A 22416-nucleotide genomic window follows, 5' to 3' on the forward strand; every position below is an offset into this window, starting at 1 on the left:
AATAATGTTTGAACTACTAGAACATGCGAATGATGAACGACACCGACCTTGGCATGAGTGTTCTGTCGTGCATATTGTGGGTACTGATACAGATGTTGGTAAGACTATCGCTACAGCAGCTTGCGCGGCTGCGCTCATTGCTCACGGTAAAACTGTAGCAGTCTATAAGCCTGCTCAAACGGGGGTGCAACCCAATATGCCGGCAGACGCTCAACTAGCAGCGTATCTTAGTGGCGCTGATTCCTATGAGGGGGTGCGTCTACCTGATGCGATGGCTCCTGTGGCGGCAGCAGAAAAAAATGGTTGCACTTTACCTTCTCTAGAAGATTACGCAAAAACAATTCATCAACTGCGAGATAGCTATGATGTGGTGATTGTTGAGGGTTCTGGGGGAGTAAGTGTTGATATTGGCACTGCCGTGAATTCGAGAGGGTGGGGGCATCAAGCTGATTTAATGTCCTTGATAGCTGAAGATGTTCATGATTCTTGTGCCGTAATTGTGGCACGTATTGGGCTGGGAACTCTTAACCACACACTTTTGACCTATGAGTATCTTCGTGTTCGTTCGCTTAACGTGGCGGGGGTTTTGATTGGGGCTATGCCGTCATCTCCAACAGAGATACATCGAAGTAACCTTGACTTTTTGGTGCGTTTAGGGTGCCCCGTGCTCGGCGCTATTCCTGAAGGTGCTGGAAAATCTTTTGTGGTGGGAGAAGACACCGAGTTTGTGCATTGCTTCGATGAGCTGCAGGAGTTTCGGAAAAATGCTTCTCGCTGGTGTGGGATAGAGTAGTGTTGAAGGTGTTTTTCAGAGAACGCTCAGAGCTTTTGGAACGGAAGAAAGAACCATGGACTGTCATATTCACCCCTCTATTTTGAGTGCAGATTTTGCGAACTTTGAACGTGACTTACAGCGTATTAGCTCAGCAGACGCTGTTCACGTTGATGTGATGGATAATCATTTTGTTCCGAACCTTAGCTGGGGTCCTGCTGTGGTGAAGCGTTTGCGTGAGGTGTCGCCACTGCCATTTGATGTACACCTCATGATTGAAGACGCTGACCGGTGGGCGCCAGAATACGCACAGATGGGTTGTGAATCTGTTACTTTCCACGCTGAAGCCGCTCAAGCACCTATCCGTTTGGCTCGCTCTTTGCACGCTGAAGGGGCACAAGCTGGTATGGCGTTACGTCCGGCTACCGCAGTCGAACCGTATCTGGATATGTTGAGCGAACTAGACATGTTGCTGATAATGACGGTTGAACCTGGTTTTGGTGGGCAAGCATTCTTAGACGTTACGCTCCCTAAAATTCGTCGAGCGGCAGAAGCGATTGCTGGCTCTGGCGCACAACTGCGTTTACAGGTTGATGGTGGCATTACTGAAGAAACTATTGTGCGCGCAGCAGAAGCTGGTGCTGATACTTTTGTTGCGGGTTCTTCTGTCTTTGGGGCAGAGGATCTTTCTGCGGCTATTAGTGCTCTGAGAGAGCGTGCTCGTAGCGTATAGTTCATGTTCGCTCTGATGTTGCTGTAAGGCTTTTGTTCTCGCGCATCTTAGAGGTAAGAGGGGGTGTCAAAGGACGTTGACACCCCTCATATCTTGAAAATAGGTTATCCTAACCATAAAATATGGGTATCCTTATTTCTTAAGGGTGCTAGGAACCAGCTCAGAGATGACAACAGAGGCAGGAGTTCTCCAATGGGAAAACGCGGCGCACGACGAGCAGCACATACCCCTTTAGGTTACGCCTGGGAAAAATACCATAACGGACAAAAATTCTTCCGCATACAAGACTACCCAAGAGCAACTCTCTGCTTCGAAAATGCCCTGAACGCCTTCATTCAACTATCTGACAAAGAAGGTGAAGCAACCTGTTGTTCAGCCTTAGCTGCCGCCTACGGCAACAACAACATGTATGAATTTGCTCTTCCCTTCGCGCAAAAAGCTATTAACCTCTTTGAATCACTCGGCCGTCAAGAAAAAGTCGCCTCCCAACGGCAAAGCCTCGCGCTAATCTACCTAGGGTGTGAACAAACAGAACAAGCCGAACAATGCTACCAGCAGGTCATTGACGAGTTTGAAAACATCAAATATTTTGAAGAAGCCGGACGTAACGCGCATACTCTGGCTAACATGCTGGCACATCGTCAAGAACTTGACCAAGCGAGACGTCATTTTCATCGAGCAATCGGGTTATATTACCAAGTGCCACGTGAAGAGGTGGAATACACCCAAGCTGTCGCTTTGATGCAGCTTGCTTTCCTTGAAAAACTGAGTGGAGACTATGACGCCTCAAAGCTGCTCTACACGGAAGCCCTCGAAATCTTTGAACGACACCAATCATACTGGGAAGTCGGCAGCTGCTACGAAGGGCTAGCTATCGCAGAATATAGTACTGGAGCTCCTCACGTTGCTGTTGTTCACGCAAAAACAGCACTTGATGTTTTTCAACAACACGGCTTCAGAGAGGACGCATTACGGGCCCGCATTAACTACCAAGCCGTACAAATCGCCATTGAAGATTGGTGTGCACAACACCAAAATGACGATACATAAACGAACATGACGGCAGATAACAAATATCTAACATCGTGTGAGTTGTGGGTGTTTTCCCTAGCGAAACTGTGCAATAATCAAAAGCGCAATAACAACATCGTGCTCCGGGACCCGGTGAAAATCCGAACCGGCGGTGATAGTCCGCTAACTTACCTCAAAGATTACTCTTTGCGATAAGCCTGATTGGTGAAATTCCAATACCGACAGTACAGTCTGGATGGAAGGTAGCACGAGCAAAACGGCGTAGAGACACTCCTATATCCAAAGTGCCTCTACAAGAACTCTATGTAAATACGCCCCATCACATCAAGGGCGTATTCGACACGAGATAAACCCCGCTTTGTTCTTCCCGGAGCCTCCGCGAAAGGGAAAAACATGGATTTTCTGCGGTGGCTCTTCGACGCACAACTTCACATTGGCGATCAAACGCTTTTGGTGCGCGAAGTCCTCGGTAACATTTTTGGTCTAGCCTCAGCATTGGGCGGTATGCGCCGTAAAGTCTGGGCATGGCCGGTTGGAATAGCGGGTAATCTCCTCCTCTTTACCGTATTCCTTGGAACATTCTTCGGCTCCATCAACACTATCAACATGCTAGGACAAGCCGGACGACAAGTCATGTTTATCATCGTCTCTATCTGGGGATGGTACCGGTGGAAAACCTCAAAAGACAACGGCTCTTCTGCTGTCATCCCTACATGGGCAACAGCAAAAGAACGCATTTTTCTCATCGTCGGCATGCTGGCAGGAACAGCAGTCCTTACCCCTATCTTTAGGGCACTAGGCTCATACGAACCAGTCTGGTCTGACGCATGGATTTTCACAGGCTCCCTCCTTGCCACCTACGGCATGGCCAAAGGATGGGTTGAATTCTGGCTCATCTGGGTAGCCGTAGACATCGTCGGTGTTCCACTTCTCTGGTCCGCCGGATACTACGCAACAGCACTCATGTATGTCTTTTACGGTGGGTTCACTCTCGTGGGATTCTTCGTCTGGTGGCGCGCTCGCAACCGTGAAGCAGCTCAGGTTGCGTTGGAAACACAATTCCCCGACCCAACCGTCGATAGGATTCACACATAAAGTCAAGGGCTCGCTCGCAATACTCTCGTGGAGTCCTTGAGGGCGGTAGTTTCACCTTCGCAAGGTGAAGCTACCGCCCTCATATCTTAAAGAAGGGATGTTAATCTAAGGAAGCACTTACTTCTGATGTGAATAAAAGAGTAACGGTCATCATGCTATTCTGCAGACGAGGGTGCACATCTTCTGAGACAAACTGCCTTAGAGTGGAAAAGGTGAAAAACTTTGAATCTCTCTTTGCTGAACTCACCGAAAAAGCTCGTACCCGCCCCGAAGGCTCTAAAACCGTTGAAGAACTAGACCGTGGCGTACATGGTATTGGCAAAAAAATTGTTGAAGAAGCTGCCGAAGTGTGGATGGCTGCCGAATATCAAAGCGATGAAGAATTTGCAGAAGAAGCATCTCAGTTGATATACCACCTTCAAGTGATGATGATTGCTAAAGGCCTCACACCCGAAGATATTTATAAATACCTCTAAACTCATTCATGAAGGATGTTCCATGTTACGTGTAGCTGTACCCAACAAAGGATCTTTATCTGAAGCGGCGAGCCGTATGCTCAAAGAAGCCGGCTACCTGCAACGTCGTGACAGTAGAGAACTCGTCATCGTTGACCAAGAACATCACATCGAATTTTTCTACCTACGACCTCGAGACATTGCAGTGTACGTTGGTAAAGGGACCCTTGACGTCGGTATTACTGGACGTGACCTACTACAAGACTCTCAAGCACCAGCGGTTGAGAGTCTTGCCCTTGACTTTGCAAAATCAACGTTCCGTTTTGCTGGGCCACAAGGCCAATTCCAAAATATTCAAGAGCTTAACGGCAAACGTATCGCAACATCCTACGCCCAACTCGTCCGCCAATATCTACAAGAACAAGGTGTTGAAGCCAGTGTGACACGGTTGGACGGGGCTATCGAATCTTCAATTCGTTTAGGTGTAGCTGACGCTATCGCCGATGTTGTTGAAACAGGAAACACTATGAGAGCTGCGGGGCTTGAACCGTTTGGCGAACCACTCATGCACAGTGAAGCTCTCCTGATTCGACGCAAAGAAGTTGAAGATACACACGGTCTTGAACGGCTCATTAGTCGCCTTCGCGGAGTGCTCATCGCACGTCAATACGCTCTCGTTGACTACGACATTCCTGAAGCCTTACTGCCACAAGCGTCTGCACTCACACCAGGTTTAGAAGCACCGACAATTTCTCCTCTTGAAAGAGAAGGATGGGTTGCTGTGCGCTCTATGGTGTTACGTCAAGAAACCAACAACATTATGGACCAGTTATACGATATTGGTGCGCGTGCTATTCTCGTCTCTCCGGTACAGGCTGCACGTCTTTAAAGAGCCCTACAACATCGAGGTGCTTTCTTTGACGGGAAGCACCAACACGTCATAGTAGGTAACAGAACAAGGTAAAGGACTAAATAATCTATGGGCGTTGCTATCCGAGTGATTCCATGCCTTGATGTCGATCAAGGACGAGTGGTTAAAGGGGTTAACTTTGAGGGGCTACGCGATGCTGGAGACCCCGTCGAACTAGGAGCTCAATATAACCAAGCTGGTGCTGACGAGCTCACGTTCTTAGACGTTACCGCCTCAACTGCTAACCGAGAAACAACTTTTGAAGTCGTCCAAAAAACAGCAGAAACTGTGTTTATTCCCTTAACCGTTGGTGGGGGAGTACGTAGCGTCGATGACGTGGACAAACTTCTACGCACCGGTGCAGATAAAGCATCTATCAACACTGCAGCTATCAAAAACCCTCAACTCATTAACGACATCACAGAACGTTTTGGTTCTCAGGTGCTTGTCTTATCAGTGGATGCTAAACGATCCGAAAACACTCCTTCAGGATACGAAATTACCACTCATGGCGGTAAAAAAAGTACCGGAATTGATGCGCTAGAGTGGATTGCCGAAGCCGAAAAACGCGGTGTTGGAGAAATCTTATTGAACTCTATTGACGCTGACGGAACAAAAACAGGTTTTGACCTCCCGATGATTCAAGCCGTTCGAGCTATCACAAAGCTTCCACTGATTGCTTCTGGAGGGGCTGGAGCACCGGAACATTTCCCGCCCGCCATTGAAGCTGGGGCAAACGCGGTTCTTGCGGCGTCCATCTTCCATTTTGGTGAGGTGAGCATCGCTGAAGTTAAAGATGCTATTCGAGACGCCGGATATGACGTCCGCTAAAAACTAAGAATAGGACAACCGAACGATGAATAGCGCATCCTCATCTGAAAAATCTTTACGTGAAGAACGTATCGCTCACTTAAGTTATAACGAGCAAGGCCTCATTGCCGCAATTATTCAACAGTACGATACTGGCGAAGTGCTGATGTTGGGGTGGATGGACCAAGAAGCTTTACGACGGACACTGAACGAAGGACGGGTCACGTTCTGGTCTCGTTCTCGCCAAGAATACTGGCGTAAAGGCGATACTTCAGGACATTACCAATATGTTAAGTCAGTATCAGTAGACTGCGATAAAGATGCTCTGCTTCTACAAGTTGACCAGATAGAAGCAGCCTGTCATACAGGACAACGGACCTGTTTTTTAACAGGGGGAGAACTTCCTGCAACCGTCCTGCCAACACCTGCCGCACAATAATAAGCTATGTTGAAGGGTTCTGCTAAGACCTTCAAAAGACTTACAATAGCGATACACCATCTTCCAGCTAGATACCAATGCAGAGGACTTCACCGCATATGCAAGATATGGGCATTATTTCCCCCAGCTTTGAACAATTTCAAACATTAGCGAAGACTCGTCGTGTCATCCCCGTCTACACCAAAATTTTGGCAGATTCGCTGACTCCTATCGGACTTTACCGTGCTTTGGTGCTACGTGACGGGACAGCACAAGCTGGAACATTCTTACTTGAATCAGCAGCAGAAAATGCTCAATGGTCACGCTACTCATTTATTGGTGCACATTCTCGCGCAACTTTAACCACCTCTGCAGGAAAAGTCTTTTGGCAAGGAGAAACACCGGTTGGTGCACCCACTGACGGCGATCCTGTCGAGGCCATCCAAAAAACTCTCAAAACATTACACACCGAACGTTTTGACCATCTTCCCCCACTCACCAGCGGACTGGTCGGCTATCTTGGGTGGGATGTTGTACGGCACTGGGAAAATCTTCCACATCAGCCACAGGACGATATCCAACTACCGGAATTCGCGCTTAACCTTGTCTCAGACATGGCAATACACGATAACACTGACGGTACCGTAACCCTGATTGCCAACGCCATTAACTTCAACGGTACCGACGATAACGTTGAACAAGCCTACGAAGACGCTGTCGAACGCGTCCACTGTATGCTTGATAAACTTTCACAACCTTTAGAACGTTCAACCGTATCTGAACTACATGGCACCAATAACGTTGAACATGCGCTTGCCCAAGCTCAATGTTCTATGACAGAGAAAGAATTCCTCAACGTCGTAGAACAATCCCGCCAAAACATTATCGACGGTGATGTATTCCAACTCGTTCTTTCACGTCGATTCACCATCGAGAACCACGCAGAACCACTAGACGTCTACCGGATGTTACGTCAATCTAACCCCTCTGCTTACATGTACCTATTCAACTTTGAAGACACCGAAGGGCAACCTTTCCATATTGTTGGTTCATCACCAGAGGCACTAGTAACTCTCAAAGACGGTGTTGTGTCCACACACCCCATTGCCGGTTCACGTCCGCGTGGTGCTACCCGCGAAGAAGACCTCAAACTCAGTGAAGAACTCCTTGCAGATGATAAAGAACGCTCAGAACATCTCATGCTTGTTGATTTAGCCCGCAACGACTTATCACGTATCGCGGTGCCTGGCTCTGTAGCTGTAGAGCAGTTCATGGAAATTGAACGTTTCAGCCACATTATGCATATCTCCTCTACCGTCACTGCACAAAAAGGTGAAGATTACGACGCCTATGATGTTCTTCGCGCGACCTTCCCCGCCGGAACACTTTCAGGTGCACCTAAACCACGTGCTATGCAACTGATTGACCAATACGAACCTCAAAGCCGTGGAGTGTATGGGGGAGTGTGCGGATATTTTGATTTTGCTGGCAACATGGACATGGCCATTGCTATTCGCACCGCTTTACTCAAAGGCACACACGCCTATATACAAGCAGGAGCAGGTCTTGTCTTAGATTCTGACCCATCATCTGAAGAACAAGAAACCTGTCACAAAGCAGCAGCACCTTTACGTGCTGTAGCGTTAGCTGCTGGTATCAAAAGACTCTCCACTGGCACTCAACAGCACCCAACAGAGCTAGAAAACTGAGTGATTACTGATGCCGACATCTTTCTACACTCGTCTAAACGCCCCTAAAACAACGTTCCTGACCCTCTTATGTGCAGCAATAACATTTGGCTCAACACTACCTAGCTGGATTGACGTTCGAGTTAACACCTCACTCCTTGACTCCACCTTGCATGTTGCCGGTTCAGAGGCAGCCCCCGCCGTAAGTTCCCTCTCCCTCGTAGCTTTAGCAGGCATGCTCGTCATTCGTTTAGCCTCTACACGAATTGCGCGTATCGTCGCCGTACTACTATCGCTGACCGGAGTCGGAATGTGCGCATCCGTCATATCGGTATTAACAAACCCCGTTTCAGCTTCAACAACGCCCGTAGGAAAAGCTACTGGACTGTCACAAGTCTCAGCAGACTACACCATTACCTTCTGGCCGTGGGCATCATTTTGTGGTGCCATACTCATCATTATTCTAGGAATATACATGTTCCTAGCGGTGACGCACTGGCCCAAGAAAAGAAAATACGACAGAACAACCCACCGCATAGACGATGAAATAGACGACATCGATACTTGGGATTCTCTCAGCGCAGGGGTCGATCCCACCGCAAGAAGCTAAGAGCCGGCGAGTAAAACCACGCAACATAGCGCATAAATCTGAGCTGTTCATGACGCTATCGACTAGAATCGTCAATAGATTTATTTCCTTCACCTAGAGGAACACACACATACAAGGAGAAACAATGGCTAAAGAGCAGGTCGTGCTTTCACCAGAGATTCCATACCCAAACCACGGAAACACCGTTGCTTCATGGGGCATGTTCTCTGTGATGATTCTTGGTGCACTCATCTCCGCACTAGGCTTTGATTTTGGCCGTCCCTTCTTTTTCTGGCTCGGCCTTGGCGTGATGGTCCTCGGCGCATTCGTCGGTTGGGCTCTTAAAGCTGCAGGCTACGGCCAAGGTGGGGCAAAGACTAAATACACCGGACACTAAAAGTTCCGTATATGACCTCTTATATAAGCGTCTCGCCCTCGGCGGGACGCTTATTTCATAGGAATTATTATCAGCAACCAACAACTATTTTCTGATGAAGGAACATTGGCATGGCAACAGTCCTAGAAAACATCATTACAGGTGTACGTGAAGACCTCACCGAACGCATCAACAACACCCCTCTTGAGGAAATACAACGCCAAGCCCAGAACCAAAAACCTGCACTCGAAGTACTCAACTACCTAAGAACTCAGAACGCCAATACCTTTAGCGTCATCGCAGAAGTTAAAAGAGCCTCCCCGTCCAAGGGCGAACTCGGAGAAATACACGACCCCGCCGCCCTCGCACAAGCCTATGAACGAGGGGGAGCCAGCGTCATCTCCGTTCTTACTGAACAACGACGCTTTAAAGGGACACTCAACGACCTCAAAACGGTACGCGAACACGTCAACATCCCCATACTACGCAAAGACTTCATCATCGACGAATACCAGATTTGGGAAGCACGAGCCTACGGCGCTGACCTCATCCTCCTCATCGTCGCAGCACTGGATGACCAAACACTCAAAGAATTTCTAGAACTCACCCATAAACTAGGGATGAGAGCACTCATTGAAACGCACACACCAGAAGAAATTGAGCGCGCCAAAACACTAGGAGCCCACATCATTGGTGTTAACGTACGCAACCTCAAAACTTTGGACGTTAACAACGCACACTTTGCAGAACTAGCCCAACTACTTCCTCAAGACGCTGTCATCATCGCAGAATCCGGTGTCTCCACAGCTCAAGACGTCACAGACTACGCACTACACGGGGCACAAGCCGTCCTCGTCGGAGAAGCACTCGTTCGTTCCGGAGAACCCGAAAATACTGTCCGAGAATTCAAACAAGCCGGACACACCGGACGCACACAATACCTCCAACAACAAAACGCCTAAGACCCAACTTACGCAACAGCTCTATAACAGAAAACGAGGCATAACGGTGACAAACCAACTTGCAGATAACTTTTTGAAAGGGAACTCTTCTTCCCTCAAAAATGCCCCCGGCCCTTACTTCGGTCAATACGGTGGTCAATGGATGCCCGAATCTCTAATGATGGCAATGACCGAGCTAGAAGAAACCTTCGAATCTGCAAAAAATGATCCAGCATTTATGGCAGAATTCCAACGCCTCAGCCACGAATACTCCAACCGCCCATCACTACTGACCGAAGTACCACACTTCTCAGAGCACGCTCACGGGGTACGTTTCTTCCTCAAACGAGAAGACCTCAACCATACCGGCTCACACAAGATTAACAACGTTATTGGCCAAGCACTCCTAGCACGACGCATGGGCAAAACCCGTCTCATCGCAGAAACAGGAGCCGGGCAACACGGCGTAGCAACAGCAACAGCCGCCGCATTATTCGGCATGGAATGCGTCATCTACATGGGTGAAGAAGACACCGAACGTCAATCCCTCAACGTGGCACGCATGCAACTTCTTGGGGCACGAGTTATCGCCGTTCAAAACGGTTCACGAACCCTCAAAGACGCCATCAACGAAGCACTACGCGACTGGGTAGCAAACGTCGACAACACCCATTACCTCCTAGGAACAGCAGCAGGAGCGCACCCCTTCCCCGCCATGGTGCGTTTCTTCCACGACGCCATCGGCACCGAAGCCCGAGAACAAATCCTCGAAGCCACCGGAAAACTTCCCGACGGTATCGCAGCATGCGTTGGCGGAGGCTCCAACGCTATTGGAATGTTCCACGCATTCCTTGACGACCCCGATGTCAAAATCTATGGCTTTGAAGCAGGTGGTGACGGCATAGAAACAGACCGTCACGCAGCAACCATCAATCTTGGAAAACCTGGTATGCTTCACGGCGCGATGACATACCTGATGCAAAATGAAGACGGACAAATCATCGAATCTCACTCAATTTCTGCTGGACTCGACTACCCCGGGGTCGGCCCCGAACACTCCTACCTCAACGACATCGGCAGAGTCAGCTACCAGCCCGTTACCGACACCGAAGCCATGGACGCATTACAGCTACTATGCCGTACCGAAGGTATCATTCCTGCTATCGAATCTGCCCATGCGCTCGCTGGCGCTTTGCGCGTTGCACGTGAATGGGCTGCCAACAACCCTGAAAATGCTTCCGACAAAGTGATGGTGGTATGTCTTTCAGGTCGTGGCGATAAAGACATGGGAACAGCCCTAGAATGGTTCGGCCTAGGTAAAGCCATCCCCTCATCATCTTTAGTCACTGGAAATAAAGAAGCTATGCATGAAGCTCAGAGCGTAGAGAGCGAGAACAAGTAATGACGTATCGTGATTATCTATCAGAAGGCGTTCGGTATTCTGTACGTCATAATTCTTTTCCGCCGGCTCCAGCTGGGTCGGCGTTGAAACGACGCCTTGAAGAATGTCGTGAACAAGGACGTGCTGCCCTCATCGGTTACTTGCCGGTAGGCTACCCCACCGTTGACGAATCCATTCAGGCTGCTATTGCGTTAGGACGTAACGGTGCAGACATTATTGAACTAGGTGTCCCTTATTCTGATCCAGTGATGGACGGCCCCGTTATTCAAAAGGCAACAGCACACGCCATAGAGAACGGATTCCGTCTAAAAGATGTGTTTCGTGCCGTACGCGAAATTACTGAGGCCACCTCTGCTGTTGTCGTTGTAATGACCTATTGGAACCCCGTGTTAAGTTATGGCGTCGATGAGTTCGCTCGTGATCTTTCAGCAGCCGGAGGGGCTGGAATCATTACACCAGATCTCGTCCCTGACGAAGCCTCCGCATGGTTTGAGGCATCCGAAAAGTATCAGTTAGATCGTATTTTCTTAGCTGCTATTTCTTCTTCTGACGAGCGTTTAGCGATGATTTCTCGTGCTTCTAGTGGCTTCGTGTACGCGGTATCGGTCATGGGTGTGACGGGTATGCGCCAGTCCGTGAACAATGCTGCTTCTGAACTGGTGCAGCATTTACGTGAAGCGGACGCTCCAGCAGTTTGTGTTGGTTTGGGTGTTTCTCGCCGTGAACACGTTGAAGAAATCGGGCAATATGCTGATGGTGTGATTGTGGGGACTGCTCTTGTGAAAGCTCTAGAATCTGATGGGGTTGAAGGAGTCGCAGTTTTGACGCGTCAGTTAGCAGGTAAGAACGATGAATAATACGGTGTTAGAGGCTTCTATTCCGTCCCCATCCATTAACAGCTTTCATGTAGGCGGTCTAACCATTCACTTTTATGCTTTATGCATTTTGGTGGGTATTTTCTTGTGCTTGAAACTTACAGCCTACCGTTGGAAGTCATGGGGGCAAGATCCTGAACGTATTTGGGATATTGCGTTATGGTCTTTCCCCTTTGGCATCGTGGGTGCTCGAGCTTACCACGTGCTCATTACTGACCCTGCAAGTTATTTTGGTGCAGGTGTTGATCCTCTCAACGTCTTTAAGATATGGGAGGGCGGAATCGGCATTATGGGTGCTATTTCTTTAGGTTCTTTAGGTGCTTGGATTGCTTGCCGTCGTTATGGTATTTCTTTTGCGCTCTTTGCTGACGCTGTTGCCCCCGGTATTCTTTTAGCTCAGGCCTGCGGACGTTGGGGTAACTGGTTCAATCAGGAGCTGTTCGGCAAACCTACTACTTTGCCGTGGGGCTTAGAAATTTCTTCTCATTCTCCAAATTTTCCGCACCAATACCCTGCAGGTACGCTCTTTCACCCAACTTTTCTGTACGAATCGTTATGGAATCTTTGCGGTGTCATGCTCTTATTGTATTTAGGTCGTAAGTCGGTGCTTGTTTTAGGTCAGACTTTTTGGCTCTATGTGTTGTACTACGGTGTGGGACGTATCATTATCGAGATATTCTGGCGTATTGATACTCCTCATTATGTGTTGGGTCTTCGCGTTCATGTGTGGACTGCTGGCTTGCTGATTGTTCTTGGTCTTTGCGGTCTGATTATCGCTAAGATGCGGGCTCGTCAGCGTGCTCTTATAGACGCGGCTCAAGGGGTCTAAACTTCAGCTCCGTAATATTGTTTTGGAAGAAAACCAGACGATGTCTTGCCCACAATATATGTTGTGGTCAGGACATCGTCTTTTAAGGTATAGAAGTTTTATGATGCGGTGAGGTGTACTCTGCTATTGGTTTGTTCAATGACCCGATAATCGTGGGTCACGACAATGGCAATCCCTCCGTTACGGCAATGTTCTTGAAGAAAGTCGAGAACACATTGCGCGTGGTAATCGTCTAATGCTGCTGTTGGTTCGTCAAGAAGGATTAAAGGAGTCTCGCGGACTGCTGCTCGTATAATCCCGATACGTTGTTGTTCACCACCGCTTAGTTGATAGGCAGGGGTATCTAAGAGCTGCGTGTTGAGTCCGAAACGTTCACAGGCACGATAGACCTGTTCTTGATGCTCCTCAACTTTAAAACCTCCGAACTCAAGATTTTTTCTGACGTTCCATGAGGGGACTAAACCTGAATTTTGGAATACAAAACTTACATGGTTGCGAAGAAAGCTTCGTTGTTCTTTTCCTTTGAGAGCAGATACCTCAACGTCATTGTAGAAGATTTTTCCAGATGTGGGTTTCTCGAGACTTCCAAGGCACTGTAAAAGAGTAGTTTTCCCTGAACCGCTCTCTCCTGTGATAACAACATATTCTTGAGACCTTGCTGTAAATGAGAGGTCGTTCCATAACGTTCGACCGGGAAAGGAAAAGGAGAGGTCTTGAACTGTTAAGAGAGGGAAAATAGCCATATTTTCTATACCCCTTACGATATTTCTAAAGCATGTTGAGTGATATTTTTCTCTAAAGCTCTGAGCATCAACATGCTGGATGTACAGACAACAAAAAATATGCCTAGTCCAAGAGCGAAAGAAACTCCTGAATTTTTACCATAGAGGGCAACAAACATGCTGATCGGTATTGTCGAGGCAAAAATGAGCTGATATAAAAAGTTTCCGTGTCTTTCTAACCATGTAGCGCCTGTCGTTTTATGAAGGAAGAGAGCTGTCGTATGACGAGCGTAGTAAGTGATAGCAAGAAGAGTGCTTCCTACGGCGAGAGATAATAATGATAAAACAGCGCCGGCTACAGACATAACTAACGTTGCCTGACGATTAGCATGTTCGAGCTGAGCTTCTTCTTGTACTGATCTATAAGCAATAACAAAATCTGATAAATGATGGTTTTCTATAGCTGCTTTGAACGGCTTATAACTATACGTAAGGTCTGCTGTGCCAAGGTTTATGACAGGTATTGTCTTTGACGAGAATTGGCTGACAACGAGGACAGGATTTTCCCGATAGGTTATGTCAGTAGGCGCTTTACCTAAAAGAGGCAATATTCCTGTATCTGGTATTGAATACTGTAATACTTTTATGGTGTGGTGATGATGAGCAGTTTCTTCTTGGAAAGATACCCAACCTTCAATCTGATGTTTAATATTTTCAGATTGATGCTCTAAATCCTGTGGAATAACTAAAACAACATTATCTGACGAAGAAATGTCGTTGGCAATGGTATCGACCAGCTCCTGTGAGAGAGACGAAAAATATCGAAGATAGGGAAGATTAACCAAGAGGAAATTGCTGTTATCTTCCTGCTCTCCAAATTGCAGTGGAGAGGAAAGAAATACGTGGTTTTGCTTTTCAAAATCATCATAGATTTTTTGTATCTGCTGCATCTTTTCTTCTCCAACTCGTGTAAGAGTCAGATAACTAAATAATGGTTGAACGAGGTCTTTGCTATGTGCTCGAACACTATTGGCACGTTCTTCTTTTGTATAGGTAGAAAAATGATGAACTGTTGCATCGAGGCTAGCTATTGTGCAGTACGAACCTGTGATAACAAGAGAAAGAGATAGAGTTGCTAGCAAGCGGAGAGGCTTCTTCCCCTTGGTAAGAGCTCCTAAAGAATACTGTCGGGTTGCTACATAGACCGTGGCACATGAACATACCCATAAACAGAACAATATCGCTAAAGTTTGCAAACTGACCCAGAAAATTGTTTGTAAACGGTACCCGTCAGCAACAAAGAAGCTATAACCAGATAACGCTAAGAAACTTATGAGAGCTGGAATCAGAAGAGGAAACCCTAATACCAGATATTCTTGAAAAACAACACGTCGTGGGTTTTCTCCGACGGTACGTCGAATAGCTTGTATTGATAGTCGGAGGCTGTACATCTGAACCATCATGAGGATGAGAGTACAAGAGAGCACTACAATACCAGCAGCCCAAGTGCTAAAAATGAGAGAAAAAGCCCAAGAAAATTCAGCTGGTTGAAGTTGTTGAACTTGACCGCTTGAACCTAAATTTTGGAGATGAGTAAAAATATTCTGTGCACTGCGAACATCGCCTTGCACAAAGTACGTTCCAAGAAAGTGGTCTCGTTGAAGAGAATCTCCGGGTAATAGTTTTGGCGTATAAAGTTTGCTAAAACTTGGAAAATATTCTTGATCAATATTTCCGATAACAGTATCTGGCTGACCAGAGAAAAGATAATAGGTGGTGGATAGCTTATCGAACTGTGCTGATGGAACAGTTTTATAGATATTGACGTGCTCAATCTGAGCTTGTTCTGTGAGCTGTTGTATCAAGTCCTGTTCAGTGATGTCGTGAGGTGTTTCTACAAGAGAGAACGAAGATGATATTCCCTCTGGAATTCCATAACGGTCTTGGTCAATCACAAAGAATACTGTTGTGACGCTCAGAGCTATAGCCCATAGAGATGAAACAACCCATAGAACACCATGCGTCAGACCAAGCCTGCTGTTTAACATCTCAATAACCTTTTAGCTACAAACTTTTCATGTGATACATGCTCCGCGGAGGAAGCTAAGAACAATTAAGCTCCACAAAATCATACAATTTTGAGACGCCTTTATTTCACTGTGTACGTCTTGTCGCTAAAAATAAAAATATCTGAGACATCCAACTATTTAACTATCAGATACTAAGCCGTCTCACTATCTGGTGCATTAACGCGAAGAATTACCCCTTTTGAAACAAAACAAGGCACAATAACTACCAGAAGATAGATAGAACACACCCAAAAAACTAGCGTCTTCTACCGGTGAACGTGAAAACGTAACAACATTGACTCCACCACACACAGGAATCAACTGCACCACAACAAATCCACCACTGATAACACCTATTGCCTATCAGTAAACGGAACATACCCCATCGCTGCAATGGCGCGGCTCAAACCTTTTAGCTCCCACCCCACATAAGAGCTAGAGCCTATGCGCACACACGATGCGGATAAGCCTCAAACCTGAGCCGTACCACCACCGAAACCTCGCTCACACACGTACCCTAACGCATGTGAACGACCCGCCGTGGAGAGGAAAAGGCCTTTGAAAAACCCAACATCACACACCCCAACACAGAGCAAACACAACTCCACCACACCACCGTCACCCTTCCAAACATTTGCCGCAATACCTCAAGCGCAAGGGCTATACCACCCCGACAACGAAAAAGACGCCTGCGGACTAGCGATGGTTGCAACGATCAACGGTCAAGCCAGCCACGACATCGTTGACCACGCACTCACCGCACTGCGTCGGCTCGAACATCGAGGAGCCGTCGGAGCAGACGAAGGCACCGGCGACGGCGCAGGAATCCTCCTACAACTGCCCGACACATTCTTCCGCGCCGTACTAGACTTCTGCCTACCAGAAACCGGAAAATACGCAGCTGGAACAGCGTTCCTCCCCGCTGACGAAGAAAACATCAGCGAATACAAACAATCACTAGAAGACATCGCCCACGCAGAAGGACTCAAAGTCCTCGGCTGGCGAGACGTGCCCACCAACCCAGAACTTGTCGGAAAATCAGCACGCGCCGTCATGCCTCACTTTGTACAGATGTTCATCGCCGAAGCAGAACCCGAAGAACACGACGCCGTTGCCGCACCCTTCACCGGACATATCCCTATCATCGACCTCGACACAACATCCGCACAACAACAACTAGACCAAAAAGCTTTTCGTCTACGTAAACGCGCACAGCACAAGCTCGGAGTATATTTTCCGTCCTTCTCTACACGAACCATCGTGTACAAAGGAATGCTAACCACCGCACAACTAGAACCCTTTTATCCTGACCTCTCAGACCCCAGATTTCAGACAAAACTTGCTATCGTCCACTCACGATTCTCAACGAACACCTTTCCCTCATGGCCGTTAGCGCAACCCTTTAGAACCATCGCACATAACGGCGAAATCAATACCGTCAAAGGTAACCGTAACTGGATGCGAGCGCGCCAATCACAGCTCAAATCACCATTGTTAGGACGAAATCCCGAAGAATTATTTCCCATCTGTTCGGCGGGTGCTTCAGATTCTCAGTCTTTTGACGAGGTTGCAGAACTGCTGTTGCTTTCTGGGCGTAGCGCGCCACAAGTGATGATGATGATGATTCCTGAGGCGTGGGAAAAACACGAGGATATGGACGAAGACCTCCGAGCCTTCTACCAATATCATTCAACGTTAATGGAACCATGGGACGGCCCAGCAGCAGTAGCTTTTACTGATGGTACACGGGTTGGTTCTGTCCTTGACCGTAACGGGTTACGACCAGCACGCTACTGGGTGACTGATGAAGGTCTTGTTGTTCTTGCATCTGAAGTGGGCGTTATCGATATTGACGAGAAGAATATCGTTCAGAAAGGTCGAGTTAGCCCAGGAAAGATGTTCTTCGTCGATACAGAACAACAACGTATCATCTCAGATGAAGAAGTTAAAAAGAGCGTAGCGAATAGTCACCCATGGAAAAAATGGGCGTCAGAGTCCATTATCAATCTTGCCGATTTACCTGAACGTGAACATATTCGTTACCCTCGTTCATCGATGACTCTGCGCCAACAGACTTTTGGGTACACCACTGAAGAACTTAAAAAGATTCTTGCCCCCATGGCACAACATGGTGCAGAGCCTATTTACGCGATGGGAACGGATACTCCTATTGCGGTTCTTTCGTCACGTTCACGATTACTTTTTGACTATTTTGTGCAGTCTTTTGCTCAGGTAACGAATCCTCCTCTTGACTCTATTCGTGAAGAGCTTGTTACGTCCTTGAAGACGTCGGTGGGTCCTAATGGGAATATTCTTCGTAATGGGCGTGTACATACTCGTCATATTGGTTTAGATTTTCCCGTTATCAATAATGATGAGTTGGAAAAGATTGCTCACCTCACTGATGAGGATGGTATGGGTATTGCCCTGAAAGTTCGGGGTCTTTATAACCCTGCTGGGGGAGAAGACGCTTTACGTGCTCGGCTGAGTGAAATTTGTGAAAAGGTGTCTGCCGCTGTTAATCGCGGTGTGGAGCATATTATTCTTTCTGATCGTCATTCTAATGCGCAGTGGGCGCCTATCCCGTCGTTGTTGTTGACGGCGGCGGTTCATCATCACCTTTTGCGTTCTGCAACTCGTACGAAGGCGTCTTTGGTGGTTGAAGCTGGTGATGTTCGCGAAGTGCATCATATTGCTACTTTGGTTGGTTATGGTGCTTCAGCGGTGAACCCGTATCTTGCCATGGAATCGGTGGAACAGCTGGTTCGAGATGGTGAGATTGAGTCAGTTTCTGAAGACGAAGCTGTTAAGAACTTGATTAAGGCTTTGGGTAAAGGTCTGCAGAAGATTATGTCGAAGATGGGTATTTCTACGGTGTCTTCGTATTGTGGTGCTCAGACTTTTGAAGCGTTGGGTTTGTCTGAGCGTCTTGTGAGCGAGTATTTTCCAGGGACTCATTCGCAGATGGATGGTGTGGGTCTTGATGTTATTGCTGCTGAGGTGAAAGCCCGTCATGACCGTGCTTATCCTCAAGATGGGGTAGCTGTTCCACACCGTACGTTAGAAACTGGTGGTGAATATGATTGGCGTCGTGATGGTGCCTCCCACCTGTTTAACCCTGAGACTGTTTTCCGTTTGCAGCATGCAACCAAAACCGGGCGCTACGATATTTTCAAGTCTTATACAGAACGTGTAAATGATCAGTCTAAAGAGCTGATGACAATACGTGGGTTATTGTCTTTGAAGCAGGATCGCCCTCCGATTGATATTTCTGAGGTAGAGCCGGTGAGCTCTATTGTGAAGCGTTTTTCGACGGGTGCGATGTCGTATGGGTCTATCTCTCAGGAGGCTCATGAGACTTTGGCTATTGCGATGAATGCTTTGGGTGCAAAGTCGAATACTGGTGAGGGCGGTGAAGATGTTGAACGGCTTCTTGACCCGCAACGGTGTTCAGCGATTAAGCAGGTTGCTTCTGGTCGTTTTGGCGTGACGTCTTTATACCTCACACACGCCCAAGATATTCAGATTAAGATGGCTCAAGGCGCTAAACCTGGTGAAGGTGGGCAGCTCATGAGTCAGAAAGTGTACCCGTGGGTGGCGAAGACCCGTCACGCGACAGCTGGGGTGACCTTGATTTCGCCACCTCCTCATCATGATATTTATTCTATTGAGGATTTGGCACAGCTGATTTATGACCTCAAACGTGCCAACCCGCAGGCTCGTATTCATGTCAAGTTGGTGTCTGAGGTGGGTGTTGGAACGGTTGCTGCCGGTGCAACGAAAGCTAAAGCCGATGTCGTGCTTATTTCTGGTCACGATGGTGGTACTGGTGCTGCTCCTTTGAACTCCTTGAAACATGCTGGAGCACCATGGGAGTTAGGTCTTGCTGAGGCTCAACAGACTTTGATGATTAACGGTTTACGTGACCGCGTGGTTGTGCAAGCTGACGGGCAACTAAAAACCGGTCGTGACGTGATGATTGCTGCTCTATTGGGTGCAGAAGAGTTCGGTTTTGCAACAGCTCCACTCGTGGTGGAGGGCTGCATTATGATGCGTAAATGCCATTTGGATACCTGCCCAGTGGGGGTTGCGACACAGAACCCGACGCTTCGCGAACGGTACACCGGTAAAGCTGAGCATGTTATGAACTTCTTTAAATTTATTGCTGAAGAAGTTCGTGAATATTTAGCGCAGCTGGGGTTGAGAAGCCTTGACGAGGCTATTGGGCGTGCAGAACTTTTGGATACTTCTGCTGCTATCGAACATTGGAAAGCTGACGGTTTAGACTTATCGCCTATTCTGCGTTCAACGTTTGAAGAGTACGCGGGTCGGGGAGTGCGCCATAGCCGTGAACAAGACCATGAACTGGATGCTCATATCGATCACCATTTTATTCGTGCGGCTTCTGCCACTTTTGAGCACCGTCAGAAGACTCAAATCACTCGTGATGTGGTGAATACTGATCGTTCTATCGGCACAATGCTAGGACATTATGTGACGAAAACGTTTGGTACTGACTTATTAGAACCAGATACGATTGACCTTCATCTGAAAGGACATGCTGGTCAGTCTTTGGGTGCGTTTATTCCTCAAGGAATGACTATTCGACTAGTTGGTGACACCAACGATTACGCCGGTAAAGGCCTATCTGGTGGACGAATTATTATCCGCCCAGATGAGAACGCTCCTCTTATCGCTCATGAAAATGTTGTGGCAGGGAACGTTATCGGTTATGGAGCTACCAGCGGTGAACTGTTTATCCGCGGTGTTGTAGGTGAACGTTTCTTAGTGCGTAATTCTGGTGCTACTGCTGTTGTTGAAGGAATCGGCGACCACGGTTGTGAATATATGACAGGTGGCAGAACCCTGATTTTGGGTGAGACAGGACGTAACTTTGGTGCTGGTATGAGTGGTGGTTATGCATATGTACTAGATCTCAACATGAAGAATGTGAATAAAGATTCTCGTGAGCAGGGCGAACTATTGTTTTCCGCTTTATCTGAAACAGATTGTTCAGAGGTTCGCCAACTTTTAGAAGAGCACGTACAACACACTGGGTCATATTTGGGCCAACAGCTTTTAGCAGATGAAGAAGCCACTATGGGGCGTATCACGAAGGTTGTGCCGCGTGATTATGCGGCAGTTTTGAGTGTTCGTCAGGACGCTCAAGCTCAAGGTGAAGACCCTAACTCGATGGCTGTGTGGAAGAAGATTTTGGAGGTAACCCGTGGCTAATCCTCGTGGTTTTCTAGAAGTAACAACTCGTCAAGACCGACCTAAACGTCCTGTGCCTGTACGTATTATGGATTACCGTGAGGTGCAGGTTCGCCCAAACGAGGCTGTTATCCGTCAACAGACATCGCGTTGCATGGATTGTGGTGTGCCGTTTTGTCACGCTGGGTGTCCTTTGGGGAATCTTATTCCTGAGTGGAATGATTTGGTGTGGCGTGGTCGTACCCGTGAAGCGGTGGAGCGTATGCACGCAACAAACAATTTTCCGGAATTTACCGGACGCGTGTGCCCAGCTCCGTGTGAGTCTTCTTGTGTGCTAGGTATTAATCAGCCGGCGGTCACTATTAAACAAGCTGAGTATTCTATTGGTGAAGCTGGGTTTGCTGAGAACTTGATTGAGCCTATTCTTCCTGCACGTATGTTAGATAAGACGGTTGCTGTGGTGGGCTCTGGGCCAGCTGGGTTAGCGGCTGCTCAACAATTAACACAGGCTGGTTTTACGGTTGCTGTTTTTGAACGTGACTCTAAAATTGGTGGTTTGTTGCGCTATGGTATCCCTGATTTTAAATTAGAGAAATCTGTGGTGGAGCGTCGTCTTGCAGTGATGGAAGAAGAAGGCACTCGTTTCCGTCCCGGCATTAATATTGGTACTGATATTACGTGGGATGAGTTACGACGACGATATGACGCTGTTATTGTTGCGACAGGGGCAACAGCTCCTCGTTTACTGGATATTCCGGGCGCTGAGTTATCTGGTATTTATCCGGCAATGGATTATCTCAAGGACACGAATCGTTTTGTCTCAGGGGAGAGCTCTTCACTGAGCATTGACGTTACCGGTAAGAACGTGATTGTTTTGGGCGGTGGAGACACTGGATCTGACTGTATCGGTACGGCTGTACGCCAAGGAGCAGCATCTATTACGACTCTTGCGATTGGTGAACAGCCACCGCTTGAACGCTCTGATAGTGAACCATGGCCGATGTTTCCAAAAGTATTTGAGGTGTCTTCTTCTCATGAGGAGGGTGGAGAGCTTCGCTATTTAGCGTCAACCGTGGAGTTCGTTGGTGAGAATGGTGTTTTGACAGGTCTTAAAGTTGCTAAGACGCAGTACCTATCTGATGGTCGTCGTGTCCCTGAACCGGGTACCGAACATGTTATCCCTGCTGATGTCGTGTTTTTGGCGTTAGGTTTTACGGGGCAAGATTCTCGAACTTTAGAGGAACAAATTGGTGCGTGCTATGACAAGCGGTCAAATGTTGCACGAGATGAGAACTATATGACGAATGTTCCTGGCGTGTTTTCTTGTGGTGACGCTGGGCGCGGACAGTCTCTGGTGGTGTGGGCTATCGCTGAGGGGCGTGCAACAGCTGCCGCAGTTGAGCGGTATCTTACCGGTTCCACTTTCTTACCTGAACCGGTGTCTCCTCATGATCGCGGGTTTACGCTTCTTTAAGAGACGGTATAA

19 protein-coding genes and 1 riboswitch are annotated in these 22416 nt (G+C 47.8%); of the genes, 17 read left to right on the plus strand and 2 right to left on the minus strand.

Features of this window, described 5'->3' with window-relative positions; all coding sequences use genetic code 11:
- The first annotated feature begins 4 nt into the window (after positions 1–4).
- The 15 genes from bioD (at position 5) to lgt (ending at position 12925) form a co-directional block, all read left to right on the plus strand.
- Entirely contained in the window at positions 5–793 is a 789-nt protein-coding gene (gene bioD, locus ACN08W_RS02640) for a dethiobiotin synthase (RefSeq protein ID WP_419108740.1), read from the plus strand.
- A 55-nt stretch (positions 794–848) separates the two neighbouring features.
- Positions 849–1505 (plus strand): ribulose-phosphate 3-epimerase, encoded by a 657-nt coding sequence (gene rpe, locus ACN08W_RS02645; RefSeq protein WP_419103077.1) that lies wholly within the window; start codon positions 849–851, stop codon positions 1503–1505.
- Between the two features lie 192 nt (positions 1506–1697).
- Entirely contained in the window at positions 1698–2555 is an 858-nt protein-coding gene (locus ACN08W_RS02650) for a hypothetical protein (RefSeq protein ID WP_419103078.1), read from the plus strand.
- Positions 2556–2651: 96 nt separating this feature from the next.
- Positions 2652–2789, plus strand: a riboswitch (FMN riboswitch).
- A gap of 141 nt (positions 2790–2930) precedes the next feature.
- Positions 2931–3632 (plus strand): nicotinamide riboside transporter PnuC, encoded by a 702-nt coding sequence (gene pnuC, locus ACN08W_RS02655; protein WP_419106871.1) that lies wholly within the window; start codon positions 2931–2933, stop codon positions 3630–3632.
- A gap of 212 nt (positions 3633–3844) precedes the next feature.
- Positions 3845–4108, plus strand: a complete 264-nt coding sequence (locus tag ACN08W_RS02660; RefSeq protein ID WP_419103080.1) for a phosphoribosyl-ATP diphosphatase — start codon at positions 3845–3847, stop codon at positions 4106–4108.
- Positions 4109–4130: 22 nt separating this feature from the next.
- Entirely contained in the window at positions 4131–4976 is an 846-nt protein-coding gene (gene hisG / locus ACN08W_RS02665) for an ATP phosphoribosyltransferase (RefSeq protein ID WP_419103081.1), read from the plus strand.
- Positions 4977–5066: 90 nt separating this feature from the next.
- Positions 5067–5828 carry an imidazole glycerol phosphate synthase subunit HisF gene (gene hisF / locus ACN08W_RS02670; RefSeq protein WP_419103082.1) on the plus strand — a complete coding sequence of 254 codons (762 nt, stop codon included), beginning with the start codon at positions 5067–5069 and terminating at the stop codon, positions 5826–5828.
- Between the two features lie 25 nt (positions 5829–5853).
- Positions 5854–6246 (plus strand): phosphoribosyl-AMP cyclohydrolase, encoded by a 393-nt coding sequence (gene hisI, locus ACN08W_RS02675; RefSeq protein WP_419106874.1) that lies wholly within the window; start codon positions 5854–5856, stop codon positions 6244–6246.
- A 98-nt stretch (positions 6247–6344) separates the two neighbouring features.
- Positions 6345–7934, plus strand: coding sequence for an anthranilate synthase component I (locus ACN08W_RS02680; RefSeq protein WP_419108741.1), 1590 nt, complete (start codon positions 6345–6347; stop codon positions 7932–7934).
- Between the two features lie 10 nt (positions 7935–7944).
- The gene (locus tag ACN08W_RS02685) at positions 7945–8523 is read left to right on the plus strand and encodes a Trp biosynthesis-associated membrane protein (RefSeq protein WP_419108742.1); all 579 of its coding nucleotides are present in this window, start codon (positions 7945–7947) and stop codon (positions 8521–8523) included.
- Between the two features lie 124 nt (positions 8524–8647).
- Positions 8648–8899, plus strand: coding sequence for an HGxxPAAW family protein (locus tag ACN08W_RS02690; protein WP_419103085.1), 252 nt, complete (start codon positions 8648–8650; stop codon positions 8897–8899).
- 110 nt (positions 8900–9009) lie between these two features.
- Complete coding sequence (gene trpC / locus ACN08W_RS02695) at positions 9010–9840, plus strand: indole-3-glycerol phosphate synthase TrpC (protein WP_419106877.1); 831 nt, start codon at positions 9010–9012, stop codon at positions 9838–9840.
- 46 nt (positions 9841–9886) lie between these two features.
- The gene (trpB, locus tag ACN08W_RS02700) at positions 9887–11221 is read left to right on the plus strand and encodes a tryptophan synthase subunit beta (RefSeq protein ID WP_419108743.1); all 1335 of its coding nucleotides are present in this window, start codon (positions 9887–9889) and stop codon (positions 11219–11221) included.
- The gene (gene trpA, locus ACN08W_RS02705; RefSeq protein WP_419106879.1) at positions 11221–12078 is read left to right on the plus strand and encodes a tryptophan synthase subunit alpha; all 858 of its coding nucleotides are present in this window, start codon (positions 11221–11223) and stop codon (positions 12076–12078) included. The genes trpB and trpA overlap by 1 nt, the downstream gene beginning before the upstream one ends.
- Positions 12071–12925, plus strand: a complete 855-nt coding sequence (gene lgt / locus ACN08W_RS02710) for a prolipoprotein diacylglyceryl transferase (RefSeq protein WP_419108744.1) — start codon at positions 12071–12073, stop codon at positions 12923–12925. Before trpA ends, lgt begins: the two co-directional genes overlap by 8 nt.
- 98 nt (positions 12926–13023) lie before the next feature.
- Here the strand turns inward: lgt and ACN08W_RS02715 are convergent, their stop codons facing one another.
- Positions 13024–13668 carry an ABC transporter ATP-binding protein gene (locus ACN08W_RS02715; RefSeq protein ID WP_419108745.1) on the minus strand — a complete coding sequence of 215 codons (645 nt, stop codon included), beginning with the start codon at positions 13666–13668 and terminating at the stop codon, positions 13024–13026.
- Between the two features lie 14 nt (positions 13669–13682).
- A complete protein-coding gene (locus ACN08W_RS02720) occupies positions 13683–15695 on the minus strand; it encodes a hypothetical protein (protein ID WP_419108746.1) in 2013 nt (670 codons plus the stop codon).
- A 579-nt stretch (positions 15696–16274) separates the two neighbouring features.
- Between ACN08W_RS02720 and gltB the strand changes: the two genes are divergently transcribed.
- Positions 16275–20951 (plus strand): glutamate synthase large subunit, encoded by a 4677-nt coding sequence (gene gltB / locus ACN08W_RS02725; protein WP_419108747.1) that lies wholly within the window; start codon positions 16275–16277, stop codon positions 20949–20951.
- Positions 20944–22404 (plus strand): glutamate synthase subunit beta, encoded by a 1461-nt coding sequence (locus ACN08W_RS02730; RefSeq protein WP_419108748.1) that lies wholly within the window; start codon positions 20944–20946, stop codon positions 22402–22404. The genes gltB and ACN08W_RS02730 overlap by 8 nt, the downstream gene beginning before the upstream one ends.
- Positions 22405–22416: the final 12 nt, after the last annotated feature.

Origin of the sequence: Rothia sp. CCM 9419 (assembly GCF_048512815.1) — a bacterium.
GTDB lineage: Bacteria > Actinomycetota > Actinomycetes > Actinomycetales > Micrococcaceae > Rothia.

Coding starts and splice junctions, on each gene's coding strand:
- hisI (WP_419106874.1), top strand. CDS start 5,854: ATGAATAGCGCATCCTCATCTGAAAAATCTTTACGTGAAGAACGTATC.
- ACN08W_RS02720 (WP_419108746.1), bottom strand. CDS start 15,695: ATGTTAAACAGCAGGCTTGGTCTGACGCATGGTGTTCTATGGGTTGTT.
- ACN08W_RS02690 (WP_419103085.1), top strand. CDS start 8,648: ATGGCTAAAGAGCAGGTCGTGCTTTCACCAGAGATTCCATACCCAAAC.
- ACN08W_RS02685 (WP_419108742.1), top strand. CDS start 7,945: ATGCCGACATCTTTCTACACTCGTCTAAACGCCCCTAAAACAACGTTC.
- ACN08W_RS02650 (WP_419103078.1), top strand. CDS start 1,698: ATGGGAAAACGCGGCGCACGACGAGCAGCACATACCCCTTTAGGTTAC.
- trpA (WP_419106879.1), top strand. CDS start 11,221: ATGACGTATCGTGATTATCTATCAGAAGGCGTTCGGTATTCTGTACGT.
- ACN08W_RS02715 (WP_419108745.1), bottom strand. CDS start 13,668: ATGGCTATTTTCCCTCTCTTAACAGTTCAAGACCTCTCCTTTTCCTTT.
- hisF (WP_419103082.1), top strand. CDS start 5,067: ATGGGCGTTGCTATCCGAGTGATTCCATGCCTTGATGTCGATCAAGGA.
- hisG (WP_419103081.1), top strand. CDS start 4,131: ATGTTACGTGTAGCTGTACCCAACAAAGGATCTTTATCTGAAGCGGCG.
- bioD (WP_419108740.1), top strand. CDS start 5: ATGTTTGAACTACTAGAACATGCGAATGATGAACGACACCGACCTTGG.
- lgt (WP_419108744.1), top strand. CDS start 12,071: ATGAATAATACGGTGTTAGAGGCTTCTATTCCGTCCCCATCCATTAAC.
- ACN08W_RS02680 (WP_419108741.1), top strand. CDS start 6,345: ATGCAAGATATGGGCATTATTTCCCCCAGCTTTGAACAATTTCAAACA.
- rpe (WP_419103077.1), top strand. CDS start 849: ATGGACTGTCATATTCACCCCTCTATTTTGAGTGCAGATTTTGCGAAC.
- trpC (WP_419106877.1), top strand. CDS start 9,010: ATGGCAACAGTCCTAGAAAACATCATTACAGGTGTACGTGAAGACCTC.
- pnuC (WP_419106871.1), top strand. CDS start 2,931: ATGGATTTTCTGCGGTGGCTCTTCGACGCACAACTTCACATTGGCGAT.